Source organism: Pontibacter pudoricolor (genome assembly GCF_010092985.1).
GTDB classification, from domain to species: Bacteria; Bacteroidota; Bacteroidia; order Cytophagales; family Hymenobacteraceae; genus Pontibacter; species Pontibacter pudoricolor.
Genome location: NZ_CP048106.1, coordinates 4,075,364 through 4,101,135 on the forward strand (window position 1 = coordinate 4,075,364; position 25,772 = coordinate 4,101,135).

Consider the following 25,772-nt stretch of genomic DNA (forward strand, 5'->3'; position numbering starts at 1 on the left):
GCAGATAAAATAATAATTAACTATAGTTGACACAAAAAAGAGCGGGCTATACTTGTACCAAGTATAGCCCGCAGCTTTTAGGTATAATTCAACTTTTATTCTTCAGGAGTTTGTATCCAGTCCAGGGCCTGCTGGCGTTGCTCTAAGGTAAAGTGTTTTACGGTGGCAGATGTAAAAGGAGATGCTGCCACAATCAGCCAGTCGAGCCATTTCTGTTCGCCAACAAGGGCGGCCTTGCTAAAATCTGAAGCATGCCTGAAATCAAACTTAAGGTCTTCCCACAAAGCTTTCAAGGTAAAATCTTCTACTTCCTGCATTTCGGCATACACGTTTATTTTGCCATACATCTTTATCTTTTCTTCCAGTATAGGCAGCATAATATCGTAATCGTTTTTGTCTACGTGGCCCGATATCCGGAAAGCTACCAGGTCACCTTTTGATTCTTCTAACAATTCTAACATGGATGTTGACATTCTTTAAGCTATTTACGCAACCGGCAGAGTACACGTTAATGAAATATTGATCATATGTAATACAGGTTTAACGCGCGTGATTTATTTTAATTGCCCGAGTGTTTTCAGCAACACTTCGCCTGTGGGTTCTTCGCGGCCATCAGCAAAGCGGATCTTGTACACTTCGCCGCTCATCGATGATTTAGTAGCCAGAAACGCTATAAAGTCTTCTGCCGATTTGATTTTGTCTCCATGTTTTTCCCATTTTGCTCTCAGGTGCTCGGCCGCTTCCTGGCACGTGTGCTCGCTGCCGTTCCGGATAAAAGTAGCACCCTTCATGCCCCGGATACTTTCAATTAATTGGTCTATTTTTTGAGATTCAGACAACGTGCCAGGCACCGAAGCAGAAGTAGTTATACCCGGTGTATTGCTTTGCTGTGCCATAGCCGGTTGTACTGCAACAAGGTAAAGTATAAATAAGGCAATTGATGTTATCGTTTTCATACAATTTTATAGTTTGTTTTACAGCTTTGGTCTGTGATGCTTAAGAAATTATTCGCAATTTTAAAGCACTATAGTACAGGCGCCAGCGTTATGCTGACTAAGTTTTATGCCATGTGCTTATAGGGGTGTATACGCAAGACCCTGCTTACCGACAAGTACTGATACATGAGAAATTTTATACTTTTTTTATTTTTCCTGCTTATAAGCCAGCAGGTTCTCGCTCAGAAGAACATCGAAACCCGCCTTGGCTATAGTTATACCGATCAGTTTGAGTTCTCGGACGAGTGGCAATACCTGAGCACCGACATCTACCTTTTTAACGGCAGCAAGTTTACACGCGTACTGAACGAACTGGAAAGCGGTGTTAAAAGACCAAAAAAACGCTATCGTAATAAGCTGGAATACCTGTTGATTACAGCGCAGCTCAAAAACATGAAGCTTTTCGGGAACGACGAGATCGTATATCCGCTTTATAACTTTTATGTAGACCAGGAAAAGGATAACTATAAAACACAGGTAAGCGATAACCTGGAAGTGGTTCGGATCATTGATAAAATGCCACTTTCATCGACCCAGAATAACATAGATGCCACTATAAATGCCAAGGCCATAACAAACGATGGCGGCGACGAGGTGTTTGGGATGGTGGCAAAACAACTGGTTAACCTCTCTAAACTGACAACACCAACCGGGGCGGTATTGTCGCTGGTAGGGGAGTTCGGGAGTTTGCTTAGCAGCCGTACAAGTAAACGCGAGTATAGGTTCAGCTCCACTATACGATTGTATGAGGGGCAGGACTTTGACACGCGCCTGCACTCGGTTAAAGTATATGTATTTGTGCCCGGCGAAGTAAAAACGGTAACTATAAAATCGGCTCGCCTGGCCGACTACCTGGCTAAAAACCCGAACAAGCTGGAGCGCCGCATGCTGGAGGAGATGACCAACTATAAGGATTATCCTTATATGGTGATCGCCAACTATAAATCATTGTACAAAATGGATGTGCTGACCGGTGATGAAGTAACACTGGACCTGATAGAAAAGCGCAAACAGAAAATACAGAACGCCTACGAGCAGCAACTGGTAAACGACGAGACCTTCAGGCAGGAAAAATTGTTTGTGGAGTTTTTACGTGTGTTTGCCGAAATGAAGCAGCAGCTTAATATTTACAGGCTAAACTACCGCAACAACAGCCCCGAAATAAATGCCCGTAACCTGTTTGCTATTATCCAGGAATACAAGCGCCTGAAAGCTACCATGGATGCCCGCGAAGCGGAATTCAAAACTAACAGCACCTATAAAAATATCTTTAAGACCGAGTATCAATCTATACTTACCAACGCCGATCTGTATTTAGAAGCTGACCATAACCTGAAGAGCGGGAAATTGCTGGTGAACACGTTGCGCGAGCTCGAGAACGATCCGTCCAACTATAACACCCCCGAGAAACGCGAGAAGGCGCTGGCTAAACTATACGCCGTAGAGTTGCCGCGCCCTGATCTGCTGTCGGCCTCTGTGGAAGGGGAAGCTATAGTTCGGCTAAAAGCAAAGCTGGAAGAGCTGCAGTATGCATCGGTATTTGAAAAAGATGTTAAAAAGCTCGATGATACCCCGGCATCGGACGAAACTATAGTTGTCCGGAATGCCCTGCAGGATAAAGTAAATGCCAGCAACTGCCTGAGCTGCCGCGATAAAGTGCGTGATGCCGTAACAGCTTACAACAAGCGCTACGAAAGCTACAAACTGCGCGAAGCCGTGCACGACATGACAAAACTGCGAAACGAAGCCGAGCAACAGGTATTTACTTATCTGCGCAAGCAACTTTGTTTCGAGAATAACCTGCAGGCAACCGCAGTGGCCACCACCGATAAAGGTATGGATAGCTACTACGCCCGTATCAAAGAAAAAAGTGATGCTTTTTCGGTCTCCATAAAGAACCTGGATACCTTAGCTAAACAACAACCGGAGATCTCGCAGCTACAGAAAGTGCAGGACTACACAAAACAGTTGCAGCGCCTGCTGCAGGAAGCAAAACAGAATTATACCACCCTTTGCAGCATAGATAGTAAACTTTGTGAGTGCCCGGCTTAAATAACTTTATAGTTGCTCGCTGCGTTGGCAAGAGCAAATGGAGTTTGATTTTAATTACTTATTCGGGATAGGGGAGGATACCCTGACATGGTGGCAAATGTCGCTGCGGGCTATCGGGGTTTTCTTTGCGGCCTTGCTTATAGTTAGAGTAGGTAACCAGCGCGTATTCGGCAAAAACACTGCTTTTGATATTATACTTGGCGTTGTTTTCGGGTCTATCCTGAGCCGGGCGATAACCGGTAACTCGCCTTTCTGGCCGACGCTGGCTTCTGCGCTGGTGCTGGTACTGTTGCATCGTGGCCTGGCCACCATAGCGTATCATATATCGGGTAGGTTTGGTGATTTTCTGAAGGGCAGGCCCGTACAGCTGGTAAAAAACGGGGAACTACAGCACGATGCCCTTCAAAAATATAGCATGACCGAAAACGACCTGATGGAAGCATTGCGTACGCATAGTAAACACCCCGACATATCAACCATCGAAACGGCTTACCTGGAGCGCAACGGCGAGATCAGCATTATTGTTAAAGAAGAGTAATTAAAAAAAAGTCCCCTTCTGCTATAGTTGCAAAAGGGGACTCTGAATTTTTAAAGCTTGTGCAGCTTATGCCATTTGCGCATCCAGCTTCTGAGCCAGTACGTTTTTAGGCACCGCGCCAACCTGCTTATCTACCACTTCACCGTTCTTGAAAACCAGCAGTGTAGGAATGCTACGGATACCGAATTTAGCAGAAGTCTGCGGGTTTGCATCCACGTCTACTTTACCGATAACGGCTTTGCCTTCGTAGTCACCAGCCAGTTCTTCCACGATCGGGCCTACCATACGGCATGGGCCGCACCACTCTGCCCAAAAGTCTACCAGCACCGGCTTATCTGAATTGATTATCTCATTAAAGTTCGCGTCTGTAATTTCTATTGCTTTGTTAGCCATAACTTTAGCGTTTTTGTTGGTTAAATTCTGTGTTATAAATATAGTAACAAATATAGCTTCGACAAATTTAAGCCCAAACTATACCCACCTGACAAGGTGTCGTGTAAAATACAATAGTACGTAAAAGCCGTGTCTGCCGCTGCAATTGAACCACTTAAGTTAGCATGTTTACTCATAGTTTTAAAGCATCTGCTAAAGCCTTTGCAGTTATGTAACTATAGTACAGCGTATCTGTTAATACCATTACAAGATAATTTATTCCTGTAATTATTAGAAATAATCAGCCACGTTACATTTTTAGTCTCTTATTCTCCGAAAGCTCATCCAGCTCCCTGGTCGTGTATCTATAGTAAATCAGTTAGGCTATGAAATTGTTTAGAATCTGCTTCGATTTTATGTGTTTCCTCTTAGCGTAAACTCAGGTACAAGGCAAAAGCGCTCCGCAAACTAGAACTAAAAAAGCTACGGAGCGGCTGGCGACTTATACTAAAGTGTGGGGTTTGATGGAATACTATCACCCCAAGGTAGCAGCCAGAACTATAGACCGGGATTCGGTTTTTGTAGCCAACGTGCCCTCCATTTTAAAAGCTAAAAATAAAAAAGAGTTTGATAGTTTGATGGATGGCCTCTATAGTTTAGTGCCAGCTCCCAAACTTGCGCCTAACTATAACCTGCCTGAAGAGGATACTGTAATGTCTGTTTTCCCGGTTAAAGAGACTGCAAACTATACAGTTGGGGCCAAACTAAAGCAGAAACTGGTAAATCTGTATGAGCAGCATTTGCCTGTAGAAAGGAAATACATCACTTAAGTTTGAAGGAGTAATATACTCATCAATTTATCAATTCGACTTTTAGCAGGCCTGCTTCTCCGGCATAGTTTTTAGCTGAACTATAGCGATAGTGTTCCGGTTCGTCTACCCATTCTGCCCGCACCGGATTTTGATGAATGTAGTCCAGTTTCTGGTCTATGAATTCGTTTGAAATAAGTTCTTTTGCTTCGTTGCCATCCTGCCATAGTTTATAGTGCCGTACTTTAGGGTTGAGCTTTGCTGAAAATTCAAAACGGTGCAATAACCATTGCTTACGGCTTTCAGGTTCCTCTTGAATCGTAGCCACAATTTTACGACTGGTAAATCCTTTGAAATCCCGAAGGATGTCTGATAAATTCCTGCCTTCCTCAGCAGCGGCGATCAAGTGGAGGTGGTTACTCATTAGCACCCATGCATAAAGTTCAAGGCCTTTCTTTTCCTGGCAAAACTTAAAGGCATCAACTATAATATGCTTGTAAACAGGTTTGGTAAAGATATCCACCCAATCTACCACCGTCATAGTCAGGAAATATAAACCGCCGGGTATAATTCTGTTTTTCAATCCCATAGTAAGTCTATACTTTGTATTAGACAGCGCTGTTTCGGACATCCATGTCCGAAACCTATCTGCTGCGGACGTCCACGTCCGCGGGAATTATGAAACGGGGACATCCATGTCCCCAACAGAGTGCATTCGGACATGGATGTCCGAATGAGCAACAAGAACTCCCAAAGGATAGGGCTTGCAAAAGAAAGAAGTAAAATAAACGAGGTGCGCTACAAAAGCAGCGCACCTCGTTTTATAGTTAGCAGTTAAGCAGATTCAGCTTCTCAACTATATCAGCTTACACTCACCCAGTCCCAGTTCTTTAATAGCGTTCAGGAAAATTTTCGGGTCGATTCTGTATTTACGGGAATAGGTTGGTAGCGCCAGTTTCTCGTCCGGCACATGCAGCATAATTTCCAGACGTTTCTGGCCGGCGCTGGCAACTATAGCCTCTTCCAGGGCCTCTGCAACATTTGGCGTAAAGTGCTGCAGGTTTATGTTTAACTGTACGCCCTGCGCCATTTTATCCATTACATCGCCTAACAGCTGAATGTTGACCGGTTTCAGCTCCCACTGGTCTTCGGTTTTGTAACGCAGCTGTACTTTGCCTCTTATAAACAGGTATAACCCCATTTTCAGGTAAGGCGAGAACTTTACGTAATCCTCCCCGAACAACGCCATCTGCATCGACGTGTCATAGTCCTCGATCGTAAACAGGGCAAACGGATTACCGTTTTTAGCTGTACGTATTACCACATCGGTTACCATACCAGCCACATTCACATCGCGGGTCTTATATTCTTCAATTTTATCCAGCGGGCACGAGCAGTAAGAGTCTATTTCCAGTTTAAACTGGTCGAGCGGGTGACCCGACATATAGAAACCTACCACTTCTTTCTCTCTGCGAAGCATTTCTGCCTGCGTCCAGACAGGTACTTCCGGTATTTTAGGAAGCGGCGCGGCTACAGCGGCCCCACCCCCAAACAACGACTGTTGCGCTGCCTGCTGTTCTGCCTGGTAGAAGTTACCATAGCGTACAGCCTTCTCCAGCACACTCATATTCTCCCCTTCCGGAATCTCGATCAGCTGGGCGCGATGGTATAGTTCCCACGAATCGAAACAGCCGGCCAAAGCCATGCTTTCAAACGTTTTCTTGTTTACTGCACGCAGGTTCACACGCTTCGCAAAGTCGAAGATATCCTGGTACAGACCTTTTTCGCGCTCTGCAATAATCGCATCTACAGCAGCTTCGCCGGTTCCTTTTATCGCACCCAAACCGAAACGGATCTGGCCCTGCTCGTTCACGTTAAACTTCAATAACGATTCGTTCACGTCAGGGCCAAGTACGGCAACCCCTTGTTTGCGGGCTTCCTCAATAAAGAACGTCACCTTTTTAATGTCGTTCATGTTGTTGGTAAGTACAGCGGCCATGTACTCGGCAGGGTAGTGCGCCTTCAGGTAACCCGTTTGGTAAGCAACTATAGAATAAGCAGCAGAGTGGGATCGGTTAAAGCCGTACTGGGCAAATTTCTCCATCACGTCGAACACCTCAGAGGCTTTCTTGGCAGGTATCTTATGAATTTCGGCGGCTCCGGCAATGAATTTCTCACGCTCTTCTGCCATCTTCTTCATATCCTTTTTACCCATCGCGCGGCGCAGCAAATCGGCACCGCCCAGTGAGTAACCGGCCAGGATCTGGGCTGTCTGCATGATCTGCTCCTGGTACACCATGATACCGTACGAGTAATTCAGGATCGGCTCCAGCAGTTCGTGCGGGTATTCTACTTCCTCTTTACCATGCTTACGGTTAATGAAGTTCGGGATGAACTGCATCGGGCCCGGGCGGTAAAGGGCGTTCATGGCAATCAAATCTTCAATGTTGGTAGGCTGCAGGTCTTTAAGGTACATGCGCATACCTTCCGACTCGAACTGGAACGTACCAATGGTGTCGCCACGCTGGTATAGTTGGTAGGTCTTTTCGTCATCAATCGGGATGTTGTCTATATCGATCTCAACGCCATGGTTTTTCTTGATGAGCTCCATCGCATCTTTGATGACGGTCAGGGTTTTTAAGCCCAGAAAGTCCATCTTCAGCATGCCGGCACTCTCGATCACCTTGCCATCAAACTGCGTTACCAGCAGGTCAGAGTCTTTGGAAGTGGAAACCGGGATATAGTTGGTGATATCATCTGGGGCGATGATCACACCCGCCGCGTGGATACCAGTGTTTCGGATGGAGCCTTCCAGCTTTTCAGCCAGTTTTAGCACAGCGGCACGGTGGTCGGTTCCTTCGCGAATGGCAGCCAGGTCCAGGTTCTCCATAAAGGCCTTGGCCAATGTAGTGCCTGGGGTGTCTGGTACCATTTTAGCCAGTTCGTTTGCCTCAGATAAAGGCAAGGAAGTAGAGCGCGCCACATCTTTAATAGACGATTTTGCAGCCATGGTACCGAAGGTAATGATCTGGGCTACCTGCGTTTTGCCATATTTATCCACCACGTAATCGATTACGCGCTGGCGGTTCACGTCGTCAAAGTCAATATCAATATCGGGCATCGACACACGCTCCGGGTTCAGGAATCGCTCGAACAGCAGGTTATACTTTATCGGGTCGATGTTAGTAATACCGATGCAATAGGCTACCGCAGAACCAGCCGCCGAACCACGACCAGGCCCCACAAATACACCCATATCGCGGCCACGGTTTATGAAGTCCTGTACAATCAAAAAGTAGCCGGCAAAGCCCATCGTTTCCACAATGCGAAGCTCATAATCCAGGCGTTCCTCTATTTCAGGAGTAATATCAGTATAGCGCTTTTTAGCACCTACGTAGGTCAGGTGGCGCAGGAAAGCATCGGCATTGGCATGCTCCGGCGGAATCGGGAAGTTTGGTAGCAGGATGTCGCGCTTCAGCTTCGGAGGCGTGATCTTGTCTACTATATCGTTGGTATTATCTACAGCTTCAGGCACATCTTTGAACAGCTCGTTCATTTCAGCCTGCGTCTTAAAATAGAACTGGTCGTTCGGGAAGCCAAAGCGGGTTTTCGGGCCGGCCTCATCAATGCGGTTCAGCATCTGGCGCACGCTGGATTGGTGTCCATATTTCTGGCGCACGTTCTCTACCGTGTCATAAATTACCTTCTGGTCATCCGACAGGAAACGGTAATATTTGGTTGTAAAGTCACCAACCGGAGTGCTCTGGTCTTCGCCGGTGTTCACGCAAAGTAAAATATCGTGTGCGTTCCAGTCTTCCTGGTCCACATAATGCGAGTCGTTGGTGCAGATTACTTTTACGTTATACTTTTTGGCCCACTTCAGCAGTACCTGGTTAATGTCTTCCTGGCTTTTGCCGGTACCGTCAATGTTCATCAGGCCGTGGCGCTGAATCTCGATGTAATAATCCTCACCAAACACATCCAGCCACCATTTAAAAATTTCTTCAGCTTCGTCTTCGGATTTCCATAGTATGGCCTGCGGTACTTCTGCACCAATGCAGCAACTGGTGGCAATCAGGCCTTTGCTATACTTTAAAAGCAGTTCCCTGTCAATGCGTGGCCACTTGCTGTACATCCCTTCAATATAAGACATAGAGCAAAGCTTGGCCAGGTTCTGGTAGCCTTCCTGGTCTTTGGCAAGCAGCAACTGGTGGTGGCGCACATCTTTCTGCTCTTTGCTGAATGATTTCTGATGACGGTCGGTAACGAGGTAAAACTCGCAGCCCACGATCGGCTTCACGTTATATTTGTTGGCCTCGTTCACGAAGTTAAAAGCGGCAAACATGTTTCCGTGGTCGGTCATGGCAACGGCGGGCATACCATCGGCCTGCGCCTTTTTCATGAGCGCGCTGATGCTGGCCTGTCCGTCGAGCAGGGAGTACTGTGTATGGGTATGTAAATGCGAAAAAACGGGCATTTATGAGGAATTATGAATTACGAATGATGAATTATGAATGACTTCCGGACAAAGTATAAACTGTTTCGTGGGTCATTTACGGGATGTTAAAATTACAGAAAATAGGCCGGCTGCCCAAACTATAAACTGCTCATTTACCAACAGACTTACTAACAAAAAAGCAGCAGGAATAATCTCCGCTGCCTCTCTTAAATTTAAACTATAGTTTGCTTACGAACTATAGCGCTGTGCTTCTTTTTCTTCTTCAGGCTGTGGGTTTACCACAAAAAGTTTTTGCGTTGGATAAGCGAACTCAATGCCTCGCTCCTGGAACTCCTTGAAAATGCTGAGGTTGATGGCCTGCTTTATATCCATGTGTATGGCAAAATCAGATGTGAGCACATTATAAACCACTACAAAGTTAAGGGCAGAGTCTCCGTACGAGGCAAAATGTACGCGGTCTAATTCAACCAACTCGTGTGCTGTAATGATCTTTTTAAGCAGGTCGGGAATGGCTTTCAGGTTATCGATGGAAGTTTCGTAGGCAACTCCAAGTGTAAACTCAACCCGCCGACGTTGCTGCCGCTTATAGTTATGAATGCGGGAACTGGTAAGGTCGCTGTTAGAAATGATAAGCTGCTCGCCGGTCAGGCTCCGGAGTCGTGTTGTTTTTACGCCGATGTGCTCTATCGTTCCGTTTTTATCGCCTACCGCAATAGAATCCCCAACTTCGAAAGGCCTGTCTAGGAAAATAACGAAGTAGTTGAAAAGGTCGCCGAGGATGTTCTGGGCTGCCAGTGCCACGGCTATACCGCCAATGCCCAGACCGGCAATAATGGCCGTAAGGTCGTAGCCCATATTATCGAACAAAAAGCCAAGGCCAATTCCCCAGATAACGATGTTGATGATCAGCCCGATTGCCCCGATTTCGTTTACATTTGATTTGCCAGGATGCCTTCTCCTTACATAAGACCTTACAAGCAATATTAGCGTGGATGTTATAAGCCGGATAACCATAAAAGTAATGGCTACTGTGGCAGCTATAGTTAAAATACGCTCTGCCTTAGGCAATAAACTGAGATAGCTGATACTGACATAGATAACTATAAAATGCAGGATTGGAATACCGAAACGCGCAAAACTATTAACTACAAAATTGTCGAGCCGGGTGTGGGTGCTTTCTGTCCAGCGACGTATCCTGGTAAGCACTGATTTTCTGAAAACGGTAATCAATAACGAGCCCAGCAGGATAAATCCTAAAACAACCAGGTATTCCTGGACTGTGTTATTAAAGTATATGCGATCTAAAAAGTCGTTCATGTATTAATTGATTCCTATAGTTGGTGACTATGGTTTATAGTACATTCAGGTAATTAAAACACGAAACCCGGCTTTTGGGTTTTACCTGTATAGCCATAGTTCGGCATTTCGATAACTCAAACTATAGTATGGTTCGTAAGCTGTAGTCTGTATGTAAACGGAGGTAGTACTAAAAAATGAGAATAGAAGCAGCCGAAACGCCGGGGAAATTAGGAGGAATGTTCAGGGCTTTGCGTTACCGCAACTACAGGCTTTTTTTTATAGGGCAGGGCATTTCACTTATCGGTACCTGGATGCAGCAGATTGCGCTTAGCTGGCTGGTGTACCGCCTCACCGATTCTGTTTTTTTGCTGGGTGCCGTTACTTTTTCCAGCCAGATCCCATCCTTTTTGCTTGGCCCGTTTGCCGGTGTCATGGCCGATAAGTTTGAGCGCAGGAAAGTGTTGGTAGTAACGCAGGTGCTCTCTATGGTGCAGGCCTCTACGCTGGCGGCGCTGGTACTTACCCAAACTATAGAAATCTGGCATATCCTTACACTTAGTGCTGTTCTGGGAATAATTAATGCGTTTGATATTTCCACAAGGCAGGCTTTTGTGGTGCAGATGGTTGAGAAACGGGAAGACCTGAGTAACGGTATTGCGCTAAACTCTTCGTTGTTCAACATGGCCCGCCTGATAGGGCCGTCTATTGCGGGTTTGCTGATTGCGGCAGTAGGCGAGGGGATGTGTATCCTGATAAATGCGGTCAGTTACATTGCCGTGATCTCGTCGTTGCTGCTTATGCGCCTGAAGCCTTTTGTGCCCGTGGAGAAGAAAGAAAAAGTATGGCAGTCGTTGAAGGACGGGTTTGGCTATGCCTACAATTTTCCGCCTATCAGGGCGCTTATCCTTATAGTTGGTTTGCTTAGTTTGTTCGGGATGCCGTTTAGTGTGCTGCTGCCTGTTTTCGCCCGCGATATTTTACATGGCGGCGCAAATACGCTTGGTTTTTTAATGGGTGCTTCGGGCGTAGGGGCGCTTACAGGAGCCTTGTTCCTGGCGCAACGGAAGTCGGTTGTAGGGTTGGGTAAGGTCATTATCTTCACGATGCTGCTGTTTGGTTCGGCACTTATTGCCTTTTCTTTTTCCGAAACGTTGGTTATCTCGCTGCTGCTTATGCTCTTCACAGGTTTTGGTATGATCGTATCAATGGCCTCGTGTAATACCTTGCTGCAAACTATAGTTGAGGAAGAAAAACGTGGCCGGGTAATGAGCCTGTACGCTACCGCTTTTATGGGGATGGCACCTATCGGGAGTATGCTGGCCAGTTCTGTAGCCGAAATGGTTGGGGTAAACTATACGCTGGCTGCCTGCGGACTTTTGTGTGCGCTGAGTGTTATTCCGTTTGCCATGAATTTAAGCAAACTGCGCCAGATGGTGTGGCCGATTTACCAGCGCCTCGGCATCGTTCCGGAAATTGCGACTGGTCTGCAAACCGCCTCAACCCTGACTGCTCCACCAGAGGAAAGGTGAGTGGTTGGCTTCGTATAGTTAACATTTGCGAAAGCGTATTCTTTACTCTACTGGGAGGCTTCACCATTTCATCTAAGCAAACATGTTAAAAATTTACTGTCATTCTGTAAAGAAACTTGGTTGTAGGGAGGTTAAGCCTATGCTACTTGCCGCCAAGATCCTTACAGGATGACAAAGAGGAGAATGAAACGACTTGCTAATGCCCTCGCTCGCGTCCCGCGAGTGTGAGCTATTTAGTGGCGTCCCGCCACTTGTGCCGCAGGCACAGGTTAAAGCGGCCAGAGTCCACAGGTAACTCACACTCGCGGGACGCGAGCGAGGGCGAATTAGAGAATGAAATGACCCTACACTTGAGGATAAGTGAGAATGTGAGTTCTAAACTTGAGAGCCGGGCTCACCAGGGTGTGTCAAAAGGTGACTATAAAACAAAAGAGCCAACTATAGTAGCTGGCTCTTTATATATCCAAAGAATTTAAAACGCTTAGTTCTTTTTCTTGATGAGTAGTTTTTCGCCTGGCTTCACACTGAAATCAGCTTTCTTATTCCATTCCATCACCTCTTTTATAGTTACGCCATACGTACGGGAAATTTTGTATAAGCTTTCGCCGGCCTCTACGGTATGGTAAACATCTGACGTTATAGTTTGTGCCGGAGCTTCTTCAACTATGGTTTCTTCTGTAGTTTGTCCGCCCGCAGGAGCTACTACGCGCAGCTGCTGACCAATAGAAAGTACACCTTGCGGTAAGTTATTCCAGGCTTTCAGGTTATCTATAGTTACGTTGTAGCGCTTAGAGATGCTCCATAATGTTTCGCCGGTAGCTACGGTGTGCATGCCATCAGCAGGTAGCGTTGCTTCTACAGCTTCGGCGGCATCGGTAGGTTCAGGAAGTGCTACATTGGTCAGCGGCTCAGCAATGATAAGTTCCTGGCCAAGTTTAAGCGGACCTTCCGGAAGTTTGTTCCAGGCGGTAAGCTCAGCAACAGTTACGTTGTACATCTTAGAGATACCATAAAGCGTTTCGCCTTTCGCTACCACGTGCTTCGCCGATTTGGTTGCCGGGGTAGCATCTTCCGTTACTGTTTCAACCTCATCCTCAGGCTTAGTTACAACTGCTTCCTTAACCGGCTCTGCTTTGGCAGTAGTAGTTGCTGACTTTGTAGCTGTAGCACTTGTTTTAGCTGGTTCCTGTTTTGGAGTAGCTGTTGTTGTAGCAGGCTTAGCTGTTGCGGTTTCCTGGGTTGCAGGTGTTGTTGCTGGCTTTGCTGTAGTTGCAGCAGGTTTCGGAGTTGTTCTGCTGCCCGGGTAAATCGCTTCGCGGGCTACCGGCGCAGCAGGCTTCTCTTCAACTACAGGCTCTGCCTGCGGTATTGCTTCTATCTCAACTTCTTTCTTTTCTGTTGGAATCTGTACACCAGCAAGCTCTTCTTTTTCTGTTACTTTCTCCTGTTTCGCAGGTGTTGGCCGTTTTTTATTTTTCTTAAAGCTGTTAACGAAACGGGTAAAGAAGTTTTCTTTCTGGCTGCCTGGCGCTTTTGTAGTGGCGGTAGTAGTTCTCTCAACCGGTTTTACTTCGCTTGCGGCCATTTCCTGCTTGGCAGCAGTCTGCTTGCTCAGGTTACGGATCTCTACGTCGGTAGTAAACGGTCTGCGTTTCTGTAACCATAGCACACGGCCCGGAAGCGGCACTTCGTTATTTTTCATGCGGTTCTTAAACACCAGGTGCTTTAAACGCATTCCATAATGCTGCGATATCATCTGCATGGTTTCGCCCGGCTGCACTACGTGGTACTCCGCAGAAGCGGCGCTTGTGCCCTTTGGTTCGATATAGTAAGCGGTGCCGGCCACAATGTTGTCGAAGCTGCGCAGGTCGTTGTACTTTAGTAATTTACGTGTTGATATGCCAGCCTGTAAGGCCAGTTTGTCTTTGGTGTCGCCGTTGCGGGCTACCAGTGCATTTAAGCCGTTGCGGGTAACCATAGCAGCTGCAGCAGCGCTGGTGTTCTGTTTGGTTGAAGCAGCAGGCAATTTGGTAGTATTGTCTGTCGATGCCAGCACTACGCGCTCTCCACCGCGCACAGGCAGCATTACATAATAATCCTTATCCGATGGGATGGTGCTGCCCAATAGCCACTTGTTGTATTTCTCCAGTTCGGTAAAGTCGGTCTTGTTGTCCAGTGCGATCTCGGCAAGGCTCTGGCCAGGCGTAGCACGCAGTGGCTGCAAAGCTATAGCTGGCTTGCTGGTTTTGCCTACAAAGTTCTCGTATGCAATTTTGTGCGCCAGGAAAGTAAGCAGGTAAGGATGTGTCTTTTCGGTGATCTCCATCTTCTTGGCCCCGATATCCGACGTTTTTGTTTCGGCTTTGGCGCCGCTATAGCCAAGGTAATACGACAGGATAGAGTTAAACCAGTTGTTATAATAGTTGTTGCTGCGCTTAAAATACTTGGCAGCGCCACGGCTTGCTTCGAGAATGTGCTTGCGCTCATCAATTACGTTATCCACGCGCAGGTTAAAGTCCGAAGCCGCCTCACGCTTAAACTGCCAGTAACCCACTGCATTCGATGTAGAAACCGCATCCCCTATTAAACCACTCTCCTGCATCGACAGGAATTTAAGGTCTGCCGGTACGCCTTCTTCTTTAAAGATCTGGTCAATCAGCGGGAAGTACGCATCTGCCAGCTCGACTTTAGCTTTAAAATAAGTCGGGTGCTTGTGCAGGGCGTCCACTTTTTTCTGAATCTCCTGTTGTGCGCCATCTGTAAGGGTCAGGTGTATATCTGCGAAATACACATTTTTAGGAACCGTTACGGCTTGTTGTGCCCACACAAACAGGGGCAGAAACATTAAAATAAGAAGTGTAGAGAGTTGTCTCATAAATAGGTAATTATACTTTGGCTAAATGTATTCGGGCTATAGTTACTGTTGAAGCAGGTATTAGTAAAGGGCTATGTTATAGTTTGTTCTATATAGAAAAACCCATTTGCAAAAATAAAGCAAAAAGGACCGTATTATAAAACTGTAGACAAAGTTTTTAATATAAAATAATTGCTAAGTATAATTTAGTGATTCAGCCTGGTTTTACAGCAGAGATGTTTGCTTTCCGGCCGACTACCGTAAGCTAATAACTATAGTTTCAGTGTTGAAAGTATAAGGGCGGTCTTACTTTTTACGGGCAATTAACAACCCATCGCGCACAGGCAGCAGGATATTCTCGACACGCGCATCGTCGTGCACTTTTTTGTTGAAGGCGAGCAGGGCAGCGGTATCTTCGTCGAGTTTTTTGCGGTATTTTGCCAGCACTTTCCCGCTCCAGAGCACATTATCGGCTATAATGTAGCCGCCAGGGCGCACCCTGTCGATCACCAAGTCGTAGTAAGCTGCATTATTAATTTTATCGGCATCTATAAATACCAGGTCGAAGGTGGCATCTATAGTTGGGATGATCTGCAGGGCATTGCCGATGTAGTATTTTATGTTCTCCGTAAGGCCGGCTTCTTCGAAATAACCGCGCACGCGGTCTTCCAGCTCTTCGTTGATGTCTATAGTATGGAGCGTGCCGCTGGGTTGCAAGCCTTCGGCCAGGCAAAGTGCGGAGTAACCGGTATAAGTGCCAATTTCCAGAACCTGTTTTGGTTGGATCATCTGAGAAAACATTGCCAGCAAACGGCCCTGCAAATGCCCGGAAAGCATGCGCGGCTTCATCACGCTCAGGTGTGTCTGGCGGTTTACCTTGCGCAGCAGCTCACTCTCCGGCGATGTATGCTCCTCGGCGTACTGCTGTAATTCCTCGTCAATGAATTCCATCTAATTTAATTGTTAAATTGTTGATTGTTAAATTGTTGTTGATGTATTTAACAATTTAACCATTTAGCAATGCAGCCTTTAATTAGGCACGTAGTTCAGGAAACTGAGCTGATCCTCGCGCAGCACGTCGTTGGCGATTTCTACCAGGTGACCTGAATCTATACTTTTAATTTTGTCGAAGATCTCGTTCAGCGGTTCAACTTTACCCTGGTCAAGAATGCTTTTACCCATCATCATCATCAGCCCCATGTTGCTTTCTTCGGCCATTGCCAACTGACCCATCAGCTGTTCCTTCGCGGTGTGCAGTTGCAGGGAGCCCAATGGTTTTTCACGCAGCTTTTTCATTTCCTTCAGTACCAGCGACGTTGTGCGTTTCAGCTGCTTCTTTTCAGTGCCAAAGTAAATGGAGAACAGGCCGGTATCAATGTAAGTGGAGTAATTTGCATCGATGGTATAAACCAGTCCATGTTTTTCGCGCACCGCCAGGTTCAGGCGCGAGTTCATGCCCGGGCCGCCCAGTATATTAACCAGCATGAAGAACGGGATGCGGCGGTCGTCGTTCAGCGCATAAGCCGGGCAACCGATCACGCAATGTGCCTGCGAAATAGCTTTTTCTATAGTTATAGCTTTGGGCTCATACTGCAGGAACGGAATACGGTCGCGGTGTTTGGTTATAGTTGGTATGCCCGCCAGGTACTTCTCAGCCAGCTTCACCACCTTCTCGAAAGGCCAGTTGCTCACCGAACAGAAAGCCAGCGTATCAGTGCTCAGGTTGCGGTCTATAAAGTTCAGGAAATCCTGTTTCATAAACCCGGATACACTCTCTTTGGAGCCTAATATGTTGTTACCCAGCGAATGGCCACTAAAAACCACATCGTCAAACTCATCCACTATAGCATCTTCCGGTGTATCGAGGTACATGGCCATCTCTTCCAGTATTACGCCCCGCTCTTTCTCAATCTCTTTCTCCGGGAAAATGGAGCGGAAGGTAATATCGGTCAGCAGTTCAAAAGACCGCTCAAAGTGCTTGTCCAGCACCGAACTATAGAAACAGATCTTTTCCTTGGTAGTATAGGCATTCAGTTCGCCACCCACCGACTCCAGGCTGTTAATAATGTGAAAAGACTTGCGTTTGGCTGTCCCCTTAAAAGCCATGTGCTCCCAGAAGTGCGCCAGGCCCTGTTCCTGCGGAAGCTCGTCGCGGCTGCCGATATCCATAATAAACCCGCTGTGGGCTATTTTGGTATGGTTTACCTGCTTATGGATGACACGGATGCCGTTTGGTAATGTATGAATATGATAATCAAGCATTCAGTTCAGAATTAGCCTGCAAAGGTACGGGAAAGAGAGGTGACTTTAAAATTGCAATTTCTATTAAGTTGATTGTTAGGAGGATAGTTTGTGGTTGAACAGTATTTCGGTTTGCTGTCATTTCGAATACTCTTGAGACGCGAGTCGAAGAGAGCCGGCGCAGCTGTGAGGAAGCTTAATCGTTCTATAGTTTATCTTTTGTCATTTCGAACAAAGTGAGAAATCTATCTCTGCTAATAGTTGAGGAGTACATTCTATAGTTAGCTATAGTTGCAATTGTAACCAAGCCTTTTCTTTCATAGCTGCTTCTAATCCTGGGAGCTCTACTCACCTATCGTTTCAATCTGGCTTTGGTGCCCTCACGGCCGGGAGGCCCCGTCTTCGGGCATCGCGCGGTGTACATTTCCTTTGCTCGTTCCTCGCAATGCCCTACAGGCACCGGAAATCTACAAGGCGCTCAACCCGAAGACTGTGATCTTTCGATTGCTATAGTTGCTATAGTTTGAGAAGTTATAGTTGCATGGCTTGATCGTGGTCATAATTCCGTAGGGACAGGTCGCGACCTGTCCGATCTTAGGGTGTAACTATAAAACTATAGCTATACTATAGCAAAAGCCGAAATTCCCCTCTTGGGAGGGGCAGGGGTGGGTTAAAACGGAAACTATAAAACTATCAGTTGAACTATAGCAAAGGTCTTGCCTCCCTTTTACCAAGATCCTTTCAGGATGACAGATGGGGTAGCAGCAACTGACATGCTACCCGCCTTGGACTACCGAGAAGTGAGTTCGAAGGTAGCGAGTGTAGCACTGAGGGGCTGGGGTGGTTGGACCAACGGAAACTATAACAATAACAAATGATAAAACGAATCTTTCAGACCTCAGTGTGTATTGCACTAATTTCTGTAGCAAGCTAAATTATAATTCAACTCTAAGCTGTTATTAACCACCCGTATAGGCTATATTGTGCCTCTAACTATAGCAGAACTGTAACTTAAATTGCACTTTTATGCGTATAAGGCACTTGCTGTTACAATTTGTAAGAGTTAAAATGTTAATACTATGAAAAGATCAAATAAGACATATGTAGGTTTATTACTGGCCGGAGCAATGAGTTTCTCTTTTGCTGCCGAGGCTGCTAACTATAGTTTTACAGCACAAGGTAACCAGCCTGTCCAGACACAACAAGGCAACCAGGGCGTTCCTGCGCTTGAAAAGGAGTTGCTGGGGCCCTACGCTGAGATAAACAAGATTGCAGCAACAGATCTGCGCCAAGCTTACATCATGTTGTTGCAAAGCGTGCGTGATCGACAGGATACACTCACGGATACCGAGTGGAACAAAGTGCAGGCTATTATGAAAAAGCTGGATGCGCGCCGCAAAGTAGTGTCCGGTGAGTTGGGCAATGATGATAAAGCCAAGATAAAACTTCTGCAGGGCGAGCTTCGTGCCCTTGAAACAAAGAAGGACATAAAAGACTAACTTTTAGTCAGTTAAAAAGAAAGCCCGGCTGCTTATAGTAGCCGGGCTTTCTTTTTATAGTATCTCCTGTAGCTGGCTCAGGCAATGTATCTCGTAAGTTGGCTTGGGACTTAATTTGGGCTTACTTTTTTCAGGGTTAAAGAAAACCTGGTCTATGCCGGCGGCACGGGCACCATCAATATCACATTCCAGGTTATCACCAATCATCAGACATTCTTCCGGCGAAACATGTATGCGTTCAAGAGCATGCGCAAACATACGCTTGTCCGGTTTCTTGTAGCCGCAGCACTCTGAGGTTACCACTTCCTTAAAATACCCATGCAGGTTAGAAGCCGACATTTTAATTGCCTGTACCTCTTTAAAGCCATTAGTTATAATGTGCAAGCCATATTTGGGCTGCAGGTAAGTCAGTACTTCGTGGGTATAAGGGAACACTGCGGTTTTAGTAGGGCACAGGTCAGTATAAGCTTCTGATAAACCTTGCGGAACCTGATGTGCTTCCAGGCCAAGGCCGGTCAGCGTTTTTACAAAGCGCTGCTCGCGTAGCTCCTGTTGGTTTATCTTGCCTTTGTTGTATTGGTCCCAGAGCAGGTTATTTACAAACTTGTACTTCTTGTAAAAAGACGTGCTGTCGAACTTTCCGAATGCGCCTAATTCATACTCATCGAACAAGGTATAAAGCGTCTCTTCCGAGTTTTTCTCGAAATCCCAAAGGGTATGGTCCAGGTCGAAGAGGATGTGGGTATATGTTTTCATGTTAATTATTCAGGGAAGTTAAAGTAAAACGGTCTGCCGCTGCCATTGTTCAGGAATTGTACTGATTTATAGTTGAACAGTTTGCAGACCTGCCGGTTTATACAATAAATAAAGGGGCTTATAGTTATAGTTGACAGGCTAAAAGTTGGTCCAGCGGCGGCTGTGTAGTTTGTTAATGGCCAGTTCTCGGTTCGAATATAATATCTGGTACGTTTCCTGGTCTTTTTGCAGCGTTGTATCGCGCTCCAGGTAACCGAATATCTGGTTTATCAGGTCTGCAGCTTCATCCTTCAGCGAATAATACACCCATTGGTCCAGTTTGCGGGGCGCAACAAGGCCTGCACTGCGCAAATAGGCAAGGTGGCGCGATGTTTTGGTTTGCGTAAAATCAAGCACCTGCTCCAGGTCAGAGATACACATTTCCTTGTTACGCAGGATCAGGCTCAGGATACGAACCCGCGACTCATCGGCGAGCGCTTTAAATACCTGTTCCCCGAAAGCAAGACTGAAGTGTTTTAATCGCATATTTTATCTACCAACGCAAACAAAAATAGGCAAAAGCTGCTATAATAAAATAATATACCCTATAATTGTACTACATGAAGTCGTATTTAAAAGCTTTAGATAGCCACGTGAAGTTGTACAAGGTAGTAGCCGCTACTATAGTTATTCTGCTTGCATTTACCGCTACGCCCGAACAGGCAAAAGCGCAGGGAGGGCAGCGTGTAGTGCAGCTGTCAGGGTTTGTTACCATCGGCGATAGTTTGTATGGCGTAAGCAATGTAAGTGTATACGTGCCCAAAACAGATCGCGGGGTGCAGACTAACCGCTATGGTTTCTTCTCGCTGCCGGTTTTAACCGGCGATACCGTCGTTTTCAGTGCGCTGGGCTACAAAAAGCAGACACTGGTTATTCCAAGAACCTACCCATCAAGCAGTTATTCCATTATCATGCAGATGCAGGAAGAGGCGATAGAGCTGGCAGAAGTACAGGTTATACCGTGGGCAACCGAACGCGACTTTAAAGAAGCTGTGCTGGCTCTTAAGTTACCAGATGAAGGCCGCTCCGCTGCTAATAAAAATGTTGACCCCGAACGGCTTAAAGAACTGTTTGCCACAGTGCCGATGGATGGAAATTCGAACTCCAAAGTATTTAACCAGCATCAGCAGATACAAGCCCAGAACCGGTATTTAATACCAACTATAAGCCCATTTGCTGTACTTAAGCTGATAGATATGCTGAGAAATGGCGAGTTTAAGAAAAAATAGATTTTTATAGTTCCCTGATATTGACCAACTATTCTGTTGTAGCTCTTTGTTTGCTGCTGTAGCTACTTTGCTCTCCTGTTATAGTTGCTTTTATTGCTAAAGTAACTAACCAATGTCGGTTTCGTTTGTTTGCAATGTAGCTCGTACGTATGCTACGAATGCATTACCATGCAACAAAGCAAATTTTGCTGTTGCCAAAGCTAAATAAACGACATATGCTTCCTATAACAACCCTGACACTTAATATACCCGAAACCCGGAAACCGCGCATTGTGATCATCGGCGGTGGATTTGGCGGAATAAACCTTGCAAAAAAACTGCGTGGCAAAAACTTCCAGGTCGTGATGTTTGATAAGCAGAACTACCACGGTTTCTGGCCGCTGCTATACCAGGTAGCAACCGCAGGCCTTGAGCCGGATGCTATTGCCGAGCCGCTCCGCAAACTATTCAGTGCCGAAGATTATGATGATTTCTTTTTCCGGTTAGTGCGGGTAACGAATATAGATCCGGTAGCCAAAGTTGTATCAACCCTTATCGGCGACCTGCCATACGACTACCTGGTTATTGCCACCGGTACTAAAACCAATTACTTCGGCAACGACCAGATCAAGAAATTCTCTTTCCCGCTTAAAAAGATTCCGGATGCGTTGAACCTGAGAAGCCAGATGTTGCAGTGCTTTGAGCAGGCCAACATGACCAGCGACCCGGAATTACGGCAAAGCCTGATGAACTTCGTGATTGTGGGAGGTGGGCCAACTGGCGTGGAGCTGGCAGGTGCACTGGCTGAAATGAAGAAACACGTGCTGCCTCACGACTATCCCGGCATGGACATCAGCAAAATGAACATTTACCTGGTAGAGGGTATGGGTCGTTTATTGCCGCCTATGTCGCCGGAATCGAGCGAAAAAACTTACAGATACCTTAAAGACCTTGGTGTAAATATTATTCTAAACACCTTAGTGGAGTCATACGATGGGGATAAGGCAGTGCTTAAGAATGGCGACCAAATCGGAACAAATACCCTGATCTGGGCAGCCGGTGTATCGGGAGCGCTAATAGATGGCCTGCCACCTGAAACGATAGAGAGAGGCCGTATTCTGGTAAATGAGCATAACCAGGTATTGGGCTTTAATGATCTTTTTGCGATCGGTGATATTGCCTTTATGAAAACTGATAAATGGCCGAAAGGGCATCCGGGTGTAGCGCAGCCTGCCATACAACAAGGCCAGTTGTTAGCCAAAAACCTGCTGCGTTTGCAAAACAAAGAGCAGCTAGAACCATTTGAATACACAGACAAAGGCTCGTTGGCTATTATAGGCCGTAACCGTGCTGTAGCAGATTTACCGGGCAACCTACACTTCGGAGGATTTTTTGCCTGGGTAGTCTGGCTGTTCGTGCATGTAATGGCGCTGGTAGGTTTCCGAAACAAGCTTGTGGTGCTCAGTAACTGGGTTTACAGATTCTTTACTTACGAGAATGGTACGCGCCTTATCATCCGGCCCTACGTCCGGAAAGGCGATAAGATAAAGCAACGGTTTTTTGATAGATATAATGCAGAGGAATAAAAAAACGGGCAGCACTGAAAAGTGCTGCCCGTTTTGCGTAATACTGATGTTTGTCTGAACCGGGAGTTTTGGATTAAAGAAATTTGCAGTAGAGATAAGACCTGGCAACGTGCGCAGCTCCTGCCAGCGCCAGCGCTATAGTTCTATAGTTTCTCTTTTATCATCCCGAGCATCAATTTCTGAATCTTAATGGTCGCATAGTTCCTCTTGTATCATTTAGCACATTCTTGAGACGCGAGTCGAAGAGAGCCAGCGCAGCTGTGGAGGAGCTAAACGTCCTATAGTATCTACATTATTGTCATTTCGAACAAAGTGAGAAATCTGAGTTCTATAGTTTTCTTTTGTCATTTCGAGCCTTAGCAAGAAACCAGAGTCTATAGTTTCTGATTTGTCATCCTGAGTTTTAGCCGAAGGATCTTATGTGTGCTATAGTTTCACTTTTGTCATTTCGAAGTTAGGAGAAATCTGGGTTCTATAGTCTGAATGCTATAGTTTGATTTTTTTCCAATCCGAACCAAGCCTTTTCTTCCATAGTTGCCTCCAATTCTGGGAGCTCTACTCACCTATAGTTCTATAGTTGGCTTTGGTGCCCTCACGGCCGGGAGGCCCCGTCTTGGGGGTAGGGGCCCTCGATAAGGGCATCGCGCTGCTGCTTTCTTGCTACCCTCGTACCTCCGGTTGCCTTGCGGCACCGCAACAAAGCAAAGGCGCTCAACCCAAAGACTGTGATCAGTTCGATAGCTATAGTTTCGATAGTTTGAAAGTTATAGTTGCATCGCTTTATCGTGGTGATAGTTTCGTAGGGACAGGTCGCGACCTGTCCGATCCTGGTCTGTAACTATAAGACTATAAAACCAACTATAGCAATAGACGAATTCCCCTCCCGGGAGGGGCAGGGGTGGGTTAAAACCGCAACTATAAAACGATAACTCAAACTATAGCGACTGCTCAAAAGCTCCTTCCCCTGTTTTGGGGGTAGTGCCCTCTTTGAAAGGGGAAGGCTGGAAGGGGTAAAACTAAAGCTATAACTATAGCATAACAAACCCAATTATAGTAACAGCAGAAATCACAATCCTGAAAAGAGAAGATGTAACAAAAAAAGCCTTCGGAAATCATCCGAAGGCTTTAAAAAATATGAACTATAGATCCTAGCGACCTGAGTTGTTACTGTTGTTATTTTGCGTAGCGTTCTGGCGCTGCATTTGGTTTGGCTGGTTACGTTGCTGCTGCTGGAAAATCTCGAAGCGGCTAGGTGCCAGTTTGCGCGGAAAGTAGTTGTTAGACAGATCGGTGTCGGCAGTTTGTAGCATTGGGTCAAGCTCGAAGTTTACAACAGGCTTTTCAGTTACGAATACCTTGGTAATCTCTTCGTTGTTGTAGCGCCACACTTCTGCGGGTACGTTCACTATCTCGTTTGTGCCGTCTTCATAAGTCATCTTCACGATCAGTGGCATTACAAGTCCACCCAGGTTTTTGAAACCAACTTCATAAAAGTTAAGGCCTGAATCAAGCACTTTTTTCTGTTGCGGGGTTAAGCCGCTCAGGAAGCTTTGGTGACGCTGCTTGTCTGCTTCAGTTACGGCCAGCTCGTCGTAGCTATTATAAAAGTCATTCAGTTCAGGGCGTAGCTCCACACGGGTTTTCTTTATATCCTGCAGGTTGCGCTGCTGCGATAATGTCTGTGGTGCCTTGTTCTGCTCGGTACGTTTCTGGGCGCTAACAAATTCCGGGTTCTGCGAATCTATCGTATACCATTTTACACCTTCAATAGAGATGTCCGTGTGGTCTGTGGTATAGAACCAGCCTCTCCAGAACCAGTCAAGGTCAACGCCGGAAGCATCTTCCATCGTTCTGAAAAAGTCTGCCGGCATCGGGTGTTTAAAAGCCCAACGCTGCGAATATTCTTTAAAAGCATAGTCAAACAGCTCACGTCCCATTATCGTTTCGCGAAGAATGTTAAGTGCGGTGGCTGGCTTGCCATAGGCATTATTCCCGAACTGCAGTACAGACTCTGAGTTGGTCATGATCGGCACCTGCGTGTTCTTGGCGCTCTTCATATATTCAACTATATCAGCCGGTTCGCCACGGCGCGATGGATAATTACGTTCCCACTCCTGCTCTGCCAGGTACTGCATAAACGTGTTCAGTCCTTCATCCATCCAGGTCCACTGGCGTTCATCCGAGTTAATGATCATCGGGAAGAAGTTATGGCCTACTTCGTGAATGATAACTGTGATCAAACCATACTTAGTACGGTCAGAATACGTGCCATCCGGCTCCGGGCGGTAACCGTTAAACGACAGCATCGGGTACTCCATGCCACCAACCGGGCCGTGCACCGAAATAGCCACCGGGTAAGGATAGTCTATAGTGTGCTTTGAATAAACTTCCAGTGTATGTGCTACCGACTCGGTAGAGTATTGGCCCCAAAGCGGATTTCCTTCTTTAGGATAATACGACATAGCCAATACATTTTTACCGGCTACCTTCACGTTCATGGCATCCCAGATAAATTTACGGGAGCTGGCCCATGCAAAGTCGCGAACATTTTTAGCTGAGTATACCCAGGTCTTTTTGCCTTTGGCTTTGCTTTTCTCGGCTTGTGTAGCTTCTTCCTGCGTTACAACCAGTACCGGTTTGTCGGCTTTGGCAGCTTGTGCCCAGCGTTTCTGTTGCGTTGAGGTAAGTACCTGGCTGGCGTTCTGTAGCTCACCGGTAGCACCAACTATATGATCGGCAGGTACAGTAATGCTAACTTTATAGTCGCCGAAAGGTAGCGCAAACTCGCCGCTGCCCAAAAACTGCTTGTGCTGCCAGCCATTTACGTCATCATACACGGCCATGCGCGGGAACCACTGCGCCATTTCGTACAGGTAGTTACCATCTTCCGGAAAGAACTCGTAACCGGAGCGTCCACCCAAAGCTAACTGGTCATTAATGTTATGATTCCAGTCGATGCTGAAAGTAAAGCTTTGCTTCGGTTTCAGGTCAGAGGGCAGGTCAATACGCATCATTGTGTTGTTGATGGTGTATTTCAGCGCTTTGCCATTGCGGTCTTTTACTGTTCTGATTTTAAAACCTCCATCAAACTTCTCACGCGTCATGTACTCCACGGCTTGTAACGGCATCTTATCGTTAAGCGCGCCGGTACGGGTTGAGTTTGCCATCGAGTTTGGCTCGTAGATGTTCTGGTCCAGCTGCAGCCACAGGTAAGATAGTACGTCTGGCGAGTTGTTGGTGTAGGTTATAGTTTCAGAGCCGTTAATAGATTGGTTTTCGTCGTTCAGCTCAACTTTAATGTTATAGTCTGCACGTTGTTGCCAGTATTGGTGGCCCGGAGCGCCTGATGCCGAACGGTAGGTGTTTGGCGTAGGAAGCTCCTGCTGCAACTGCTTAAATTTAGACTGATCGGTGTTGCTCTGTGCCATAGTTGCGATAGGCGCAGCTGCTAATCCGAAAAAGACTAAACCTGTGAGTAGGTTTTTCATCAGAATTGTAAGTGAGTTAAGGTTAGTATAGTTGGTTGTATAAGGTAA

General features: G+C 46.4%; 20 protein-coding genes. 8 read left to right on the forward strand and 12 right to left on the reverse strand.

Annotated features, from left to right (window positions below):
• Positions 1 to 95: 95 nt before the first annotated feature.
• Both GSQ66_RS17615 and GSQ66_RS17620 read right to left on the reverse strand, forming a co-directional pair.
• On the reverse strand, positions 96 to 461 hold the full coding sequence (locus GSQ66_RS17615) for a SpoIIAA family protein (protein WP_162428659.1): 366 nt from the start codon (positions 459 to 461) through the stop codon (positions 96 to 98).
• A gap of 93 nt (positions 462 to 554) precedes the next feature.
• Positions 555 to 956 carry a DUF5329 family protein gene (locus GSQ66_RS17620; protein ID WP_162428660.1) on the reverse strand — a complete coding sequence of 134 codons (402 nt, stop codon included), beginning with the start codon at positions 954 to 956 and terminating at the stop codon, positions 555 to 557.
• Between the two features lie 165 nt (positions 957 to 1,121).
• Here GSQ66_RS17620 and GSQ66_RS17625 point away from each other — a divergent pair, with 165 nt between their 5' ends.
• Positions 1,122 to 3,047: a hypothetical protein gene (locus tag GSQ66_RS17625; RefSeq protein WP_162428661.1), complete on the forward strand. Its 1,926-nt coding sequence runs from the start codon at positions 1,122 to 1,124 to the stop codon at positions 3,045 to 3,047.
• 37 nt (positions 3,048 to 3,084) lie between these two features.
• Complete coding sequence (locus tag GSQ66_RS17630) at positions 3,085 to 3,585, forward strand: DUF421 domain-containing protein (protein ID WP_162428662.1); 501 nt, start codon at positions 3,085 to 3,087, stop codon at positions 3,583 to 3,585.
• Between the two features lie 66 nt (positions 3,586 to 3,651).
• Here GSQ66_RS17630 and trxA read toward each other — a convergent pair whose 3' ends face one another.
• Complete coding sequence (trxA, locus tag GSQ66_RS17635; protein ID WP_162347761.1) at positions 3,652 to 3,978, reverse strand: thioredoxin; 327 nt, start codon at positions 3,976 to 3,978, stop codon at positions 3,652 to 3,654.
• A 503-nt stretch (positions 3,979 to 4,481) separates the two neighbouring features.
• Here trxA and GSQ66_RS17640 point away from each other — a divergent pair.
• Entirely contained in the window at positions 4,482 to 4,787 is a 306-nt protein-coding gene (locus GSQ66_RS17640) for a hypothetical protein (RefSeq protein ID WP_162428663.1), read from the forward strand.
• A gap of 22 nt (positions 4,788 to 4,809) precedes the next feature.
• Here GSQ66_RS17640 and GSQ66_RS17645 read toward each other — a convergent pair whose 3' ends face one another.
• From GSQ66_RS17645 to GSQ66_RS17655, 3 genes are all read right to left on the reverse strand, one after another.
• Positions 4,810 to 5,355 (reverse strand): REP-associated tyrosine transposase, encoded by a 546-nt coding sequence (locus GSQ66_RS17645; RefSeq protein ID WP_162428664.1) that lies wholly within the window; start codon positions 5,353 to 5,355, stop codon positions 4,810 to 4,812.
• 267 nt (positions 5,356 to 5,622) lie between these two features.
• Positions 5,623 to 9,243: a DNA polymerase III subunit alpha gene (dnaE, locus tag GSQ66_RS17650; RefSeq protein WP_162428665.1), complete on the reverse strand. Its 3,621-nt coding sequence runs from the start codon at positions 9,241 to 9,243 to the stop codon at positions 5,623 to 5,625.
• A gap of 210 nt (positions 9,244 to 9,453) precedes the next feature.
• A complete protein-coding gene (locus GSQ66_RS17655) occupies positions 9,454 to 10,542 on the reverse strand; it encodes a mechanosensitive ion channel family protein (protein WP_162428666.1) in 1,089 nt (362 codons plus the stop codon).
• A 176-nt stretch (positions 10,543 to 10,718) separates the two neighbouring features.
• Here GSQ66_RS17655 and GSQ66_RS17660 point away from each other — a divergent pair, with 176 nt between their 5' ends.
• Complete coding sequence (locus tag GSQ66_RS17660) at positions 10,719 to 12,053, forward strand: MFS transporter (protein ID WP_202923371.1); 1,335 nt, start codon at positions 10,719 to 10,721, stop codon at positions 12,051 to 12,053.
• Positions 12,054 to 12,534: 481 nt separating this feature from the next.
• Here GSQ66_RS17660 and GSQ66_RS17665 read toward each other — a convergent pair whose 3' ends face one another.
• The 3 genes from GSQ66_RS17665 to GSQ66_RS17675 form a co-directional block, all read right to left on the reverse strand.
• The gene (locus GSQ66_RS17665) at positions 12,535 to 14,928 is read right to left on the reverse strand and encodes a LysM peptidoglycan-binding domain-containing protein (protein WP_162428667.1); all 2,394 of its coding nucleotides are present in this window, start codon (positions 14,926 to 14,928) and stop codon (positions 12,535 to 12,537) included.
• A gap of 285 nt (positions 14,929 to 15,213) precedes the next feature.
• Positions 15,214 to 15,858, reverse strand: coding sequence for an O-methyltransferase (locus GSQ66_RS17670; RefSeq protein WP_162428668.1), 645 nt, complete (start codon positions 15,856 to 15,858; stop codon positions 15,214 to 15,216).
• A gap of 78 nt (positions 15,859 to 15,936) precedes the next feature.
• Entirely contained in the window at positions 15,937 to 17,169 is a 1,233-nt protein-coding gene (locus tag GSQ66_RS17675) for a M16 family metallopeptidase (RefSeq protein WP_162428669.1), read from the reverse strand.
• Positions 17,170 to 18,227: 1,058 nt separating this feature from the next.
• Between GSQ66_RS17675 and GSQ66_RS17680 the strand changes: the two genes are divergently transcribed.
• A complete protein-coding gene (locus tag GSQ66_RS17680; protein ID WP_162428670.1) occupies positions 18,228 to 18,647 on the forward strand; it encodes a hypothetical protein in 420 nt (139 codons plus the stop codon).
• A 54-nt stretch (positions 18,648 to 18,701) separates the two neighbouring features.
• Here the strand turns inward: GSQ66_RS17680 and GSQ66_RS17685 are convergent, their stop codons facing one another.
• Together GSQ66_RS17685 and GSQ66_RS17690 are read right to left on the reverse strand one after the other, a co-directional pair.
• Positions 18,702 to 19,403, reverse strand: a complete 702-nt coding sequence (locus GSQ66_RS17685; RefSeq protein WP_162428671.1) for a YjjG family noncanonical pyrimidine nucleotidase — start codon at positions 19,401 to 19,403, stop codon at positions 18,702 to 18,704.
• A 138-nt stretch (positions 19,404 to 19,541) separates the two neighbouring features.
• Entirely contained in the window at positions 19,542 to 19,928 is a 387-nt protein-coding gene (locus tag GSQ66_RS17690) for an ArsR/SmtB family transcription factor (protein ID WP_162428672.1), read from the reverse strand.
• 74 nt (positions 19,929 to 20,002) lie between these two features.
• Between GSQ66_RS17690 and GSQ66_RS17695 the strand changes: the two genes are divergently transcribed.
• From GSQ66_RS17695 to GSQ66_RS17705, 3 genes are all read left to right on the forward strand, one after another.
• A complete protein-coding gene (locus GSQ66_RS17695; RefSeq protein ID WP_162428673.1) occupies positions 20,003 to 20,671 on the forward strand; it encodes a carboxypeptidase-like regulatory domain-containing protein in 669 nt (222 codons plus the stop codon).
• Between the two features lie 215 nt (positions 20,672 to 20,886).
• Complete coding sequence (locus tag GSQ66_RS17700; RefSeq protein ID WP_162428674.1) at positions 20,887 to 22,236, forward strand: NAD(P)/FAD-dependent oxidoreductase; 1,350 nt, start codon at positions 20,887 to 20,889, stop codon at positions 22,234 to 22,236.
• Between the two features lie 586 nt (positions 22,237 to 22,822).
• On the forward strand, positions 22,823 to 23,074 hold the full coding sequence (locus GSQ66_RS17705) for a hypothetical protein (RefSeq protein WP_162428675.1): 252 nt from the start codon (positions 22,823 to 22,825) through the stop codon (positions 23,072 to 23,074).
• Between the two features lie 310 nt (positions 23,075 to 23,384).
• On the opposite strand, the gene GSQ66_RS17710 is transcribed toward GSQ66_RS17705, so the two are convergent.
• Positions 23,385 to 25,724, reverse strand: a complete 2,340-nt coding sequence (locus GSQ66_RS17710) for a M1 family metallopeptidase (protein WP_162428676.1) — start codon at positions 25,722 to 25,724, stop codon at positions 23,385 to 23,387.
• Between the last annotated feature and the right edge of the window lie 48 nt (positions 25,725 to 25,772).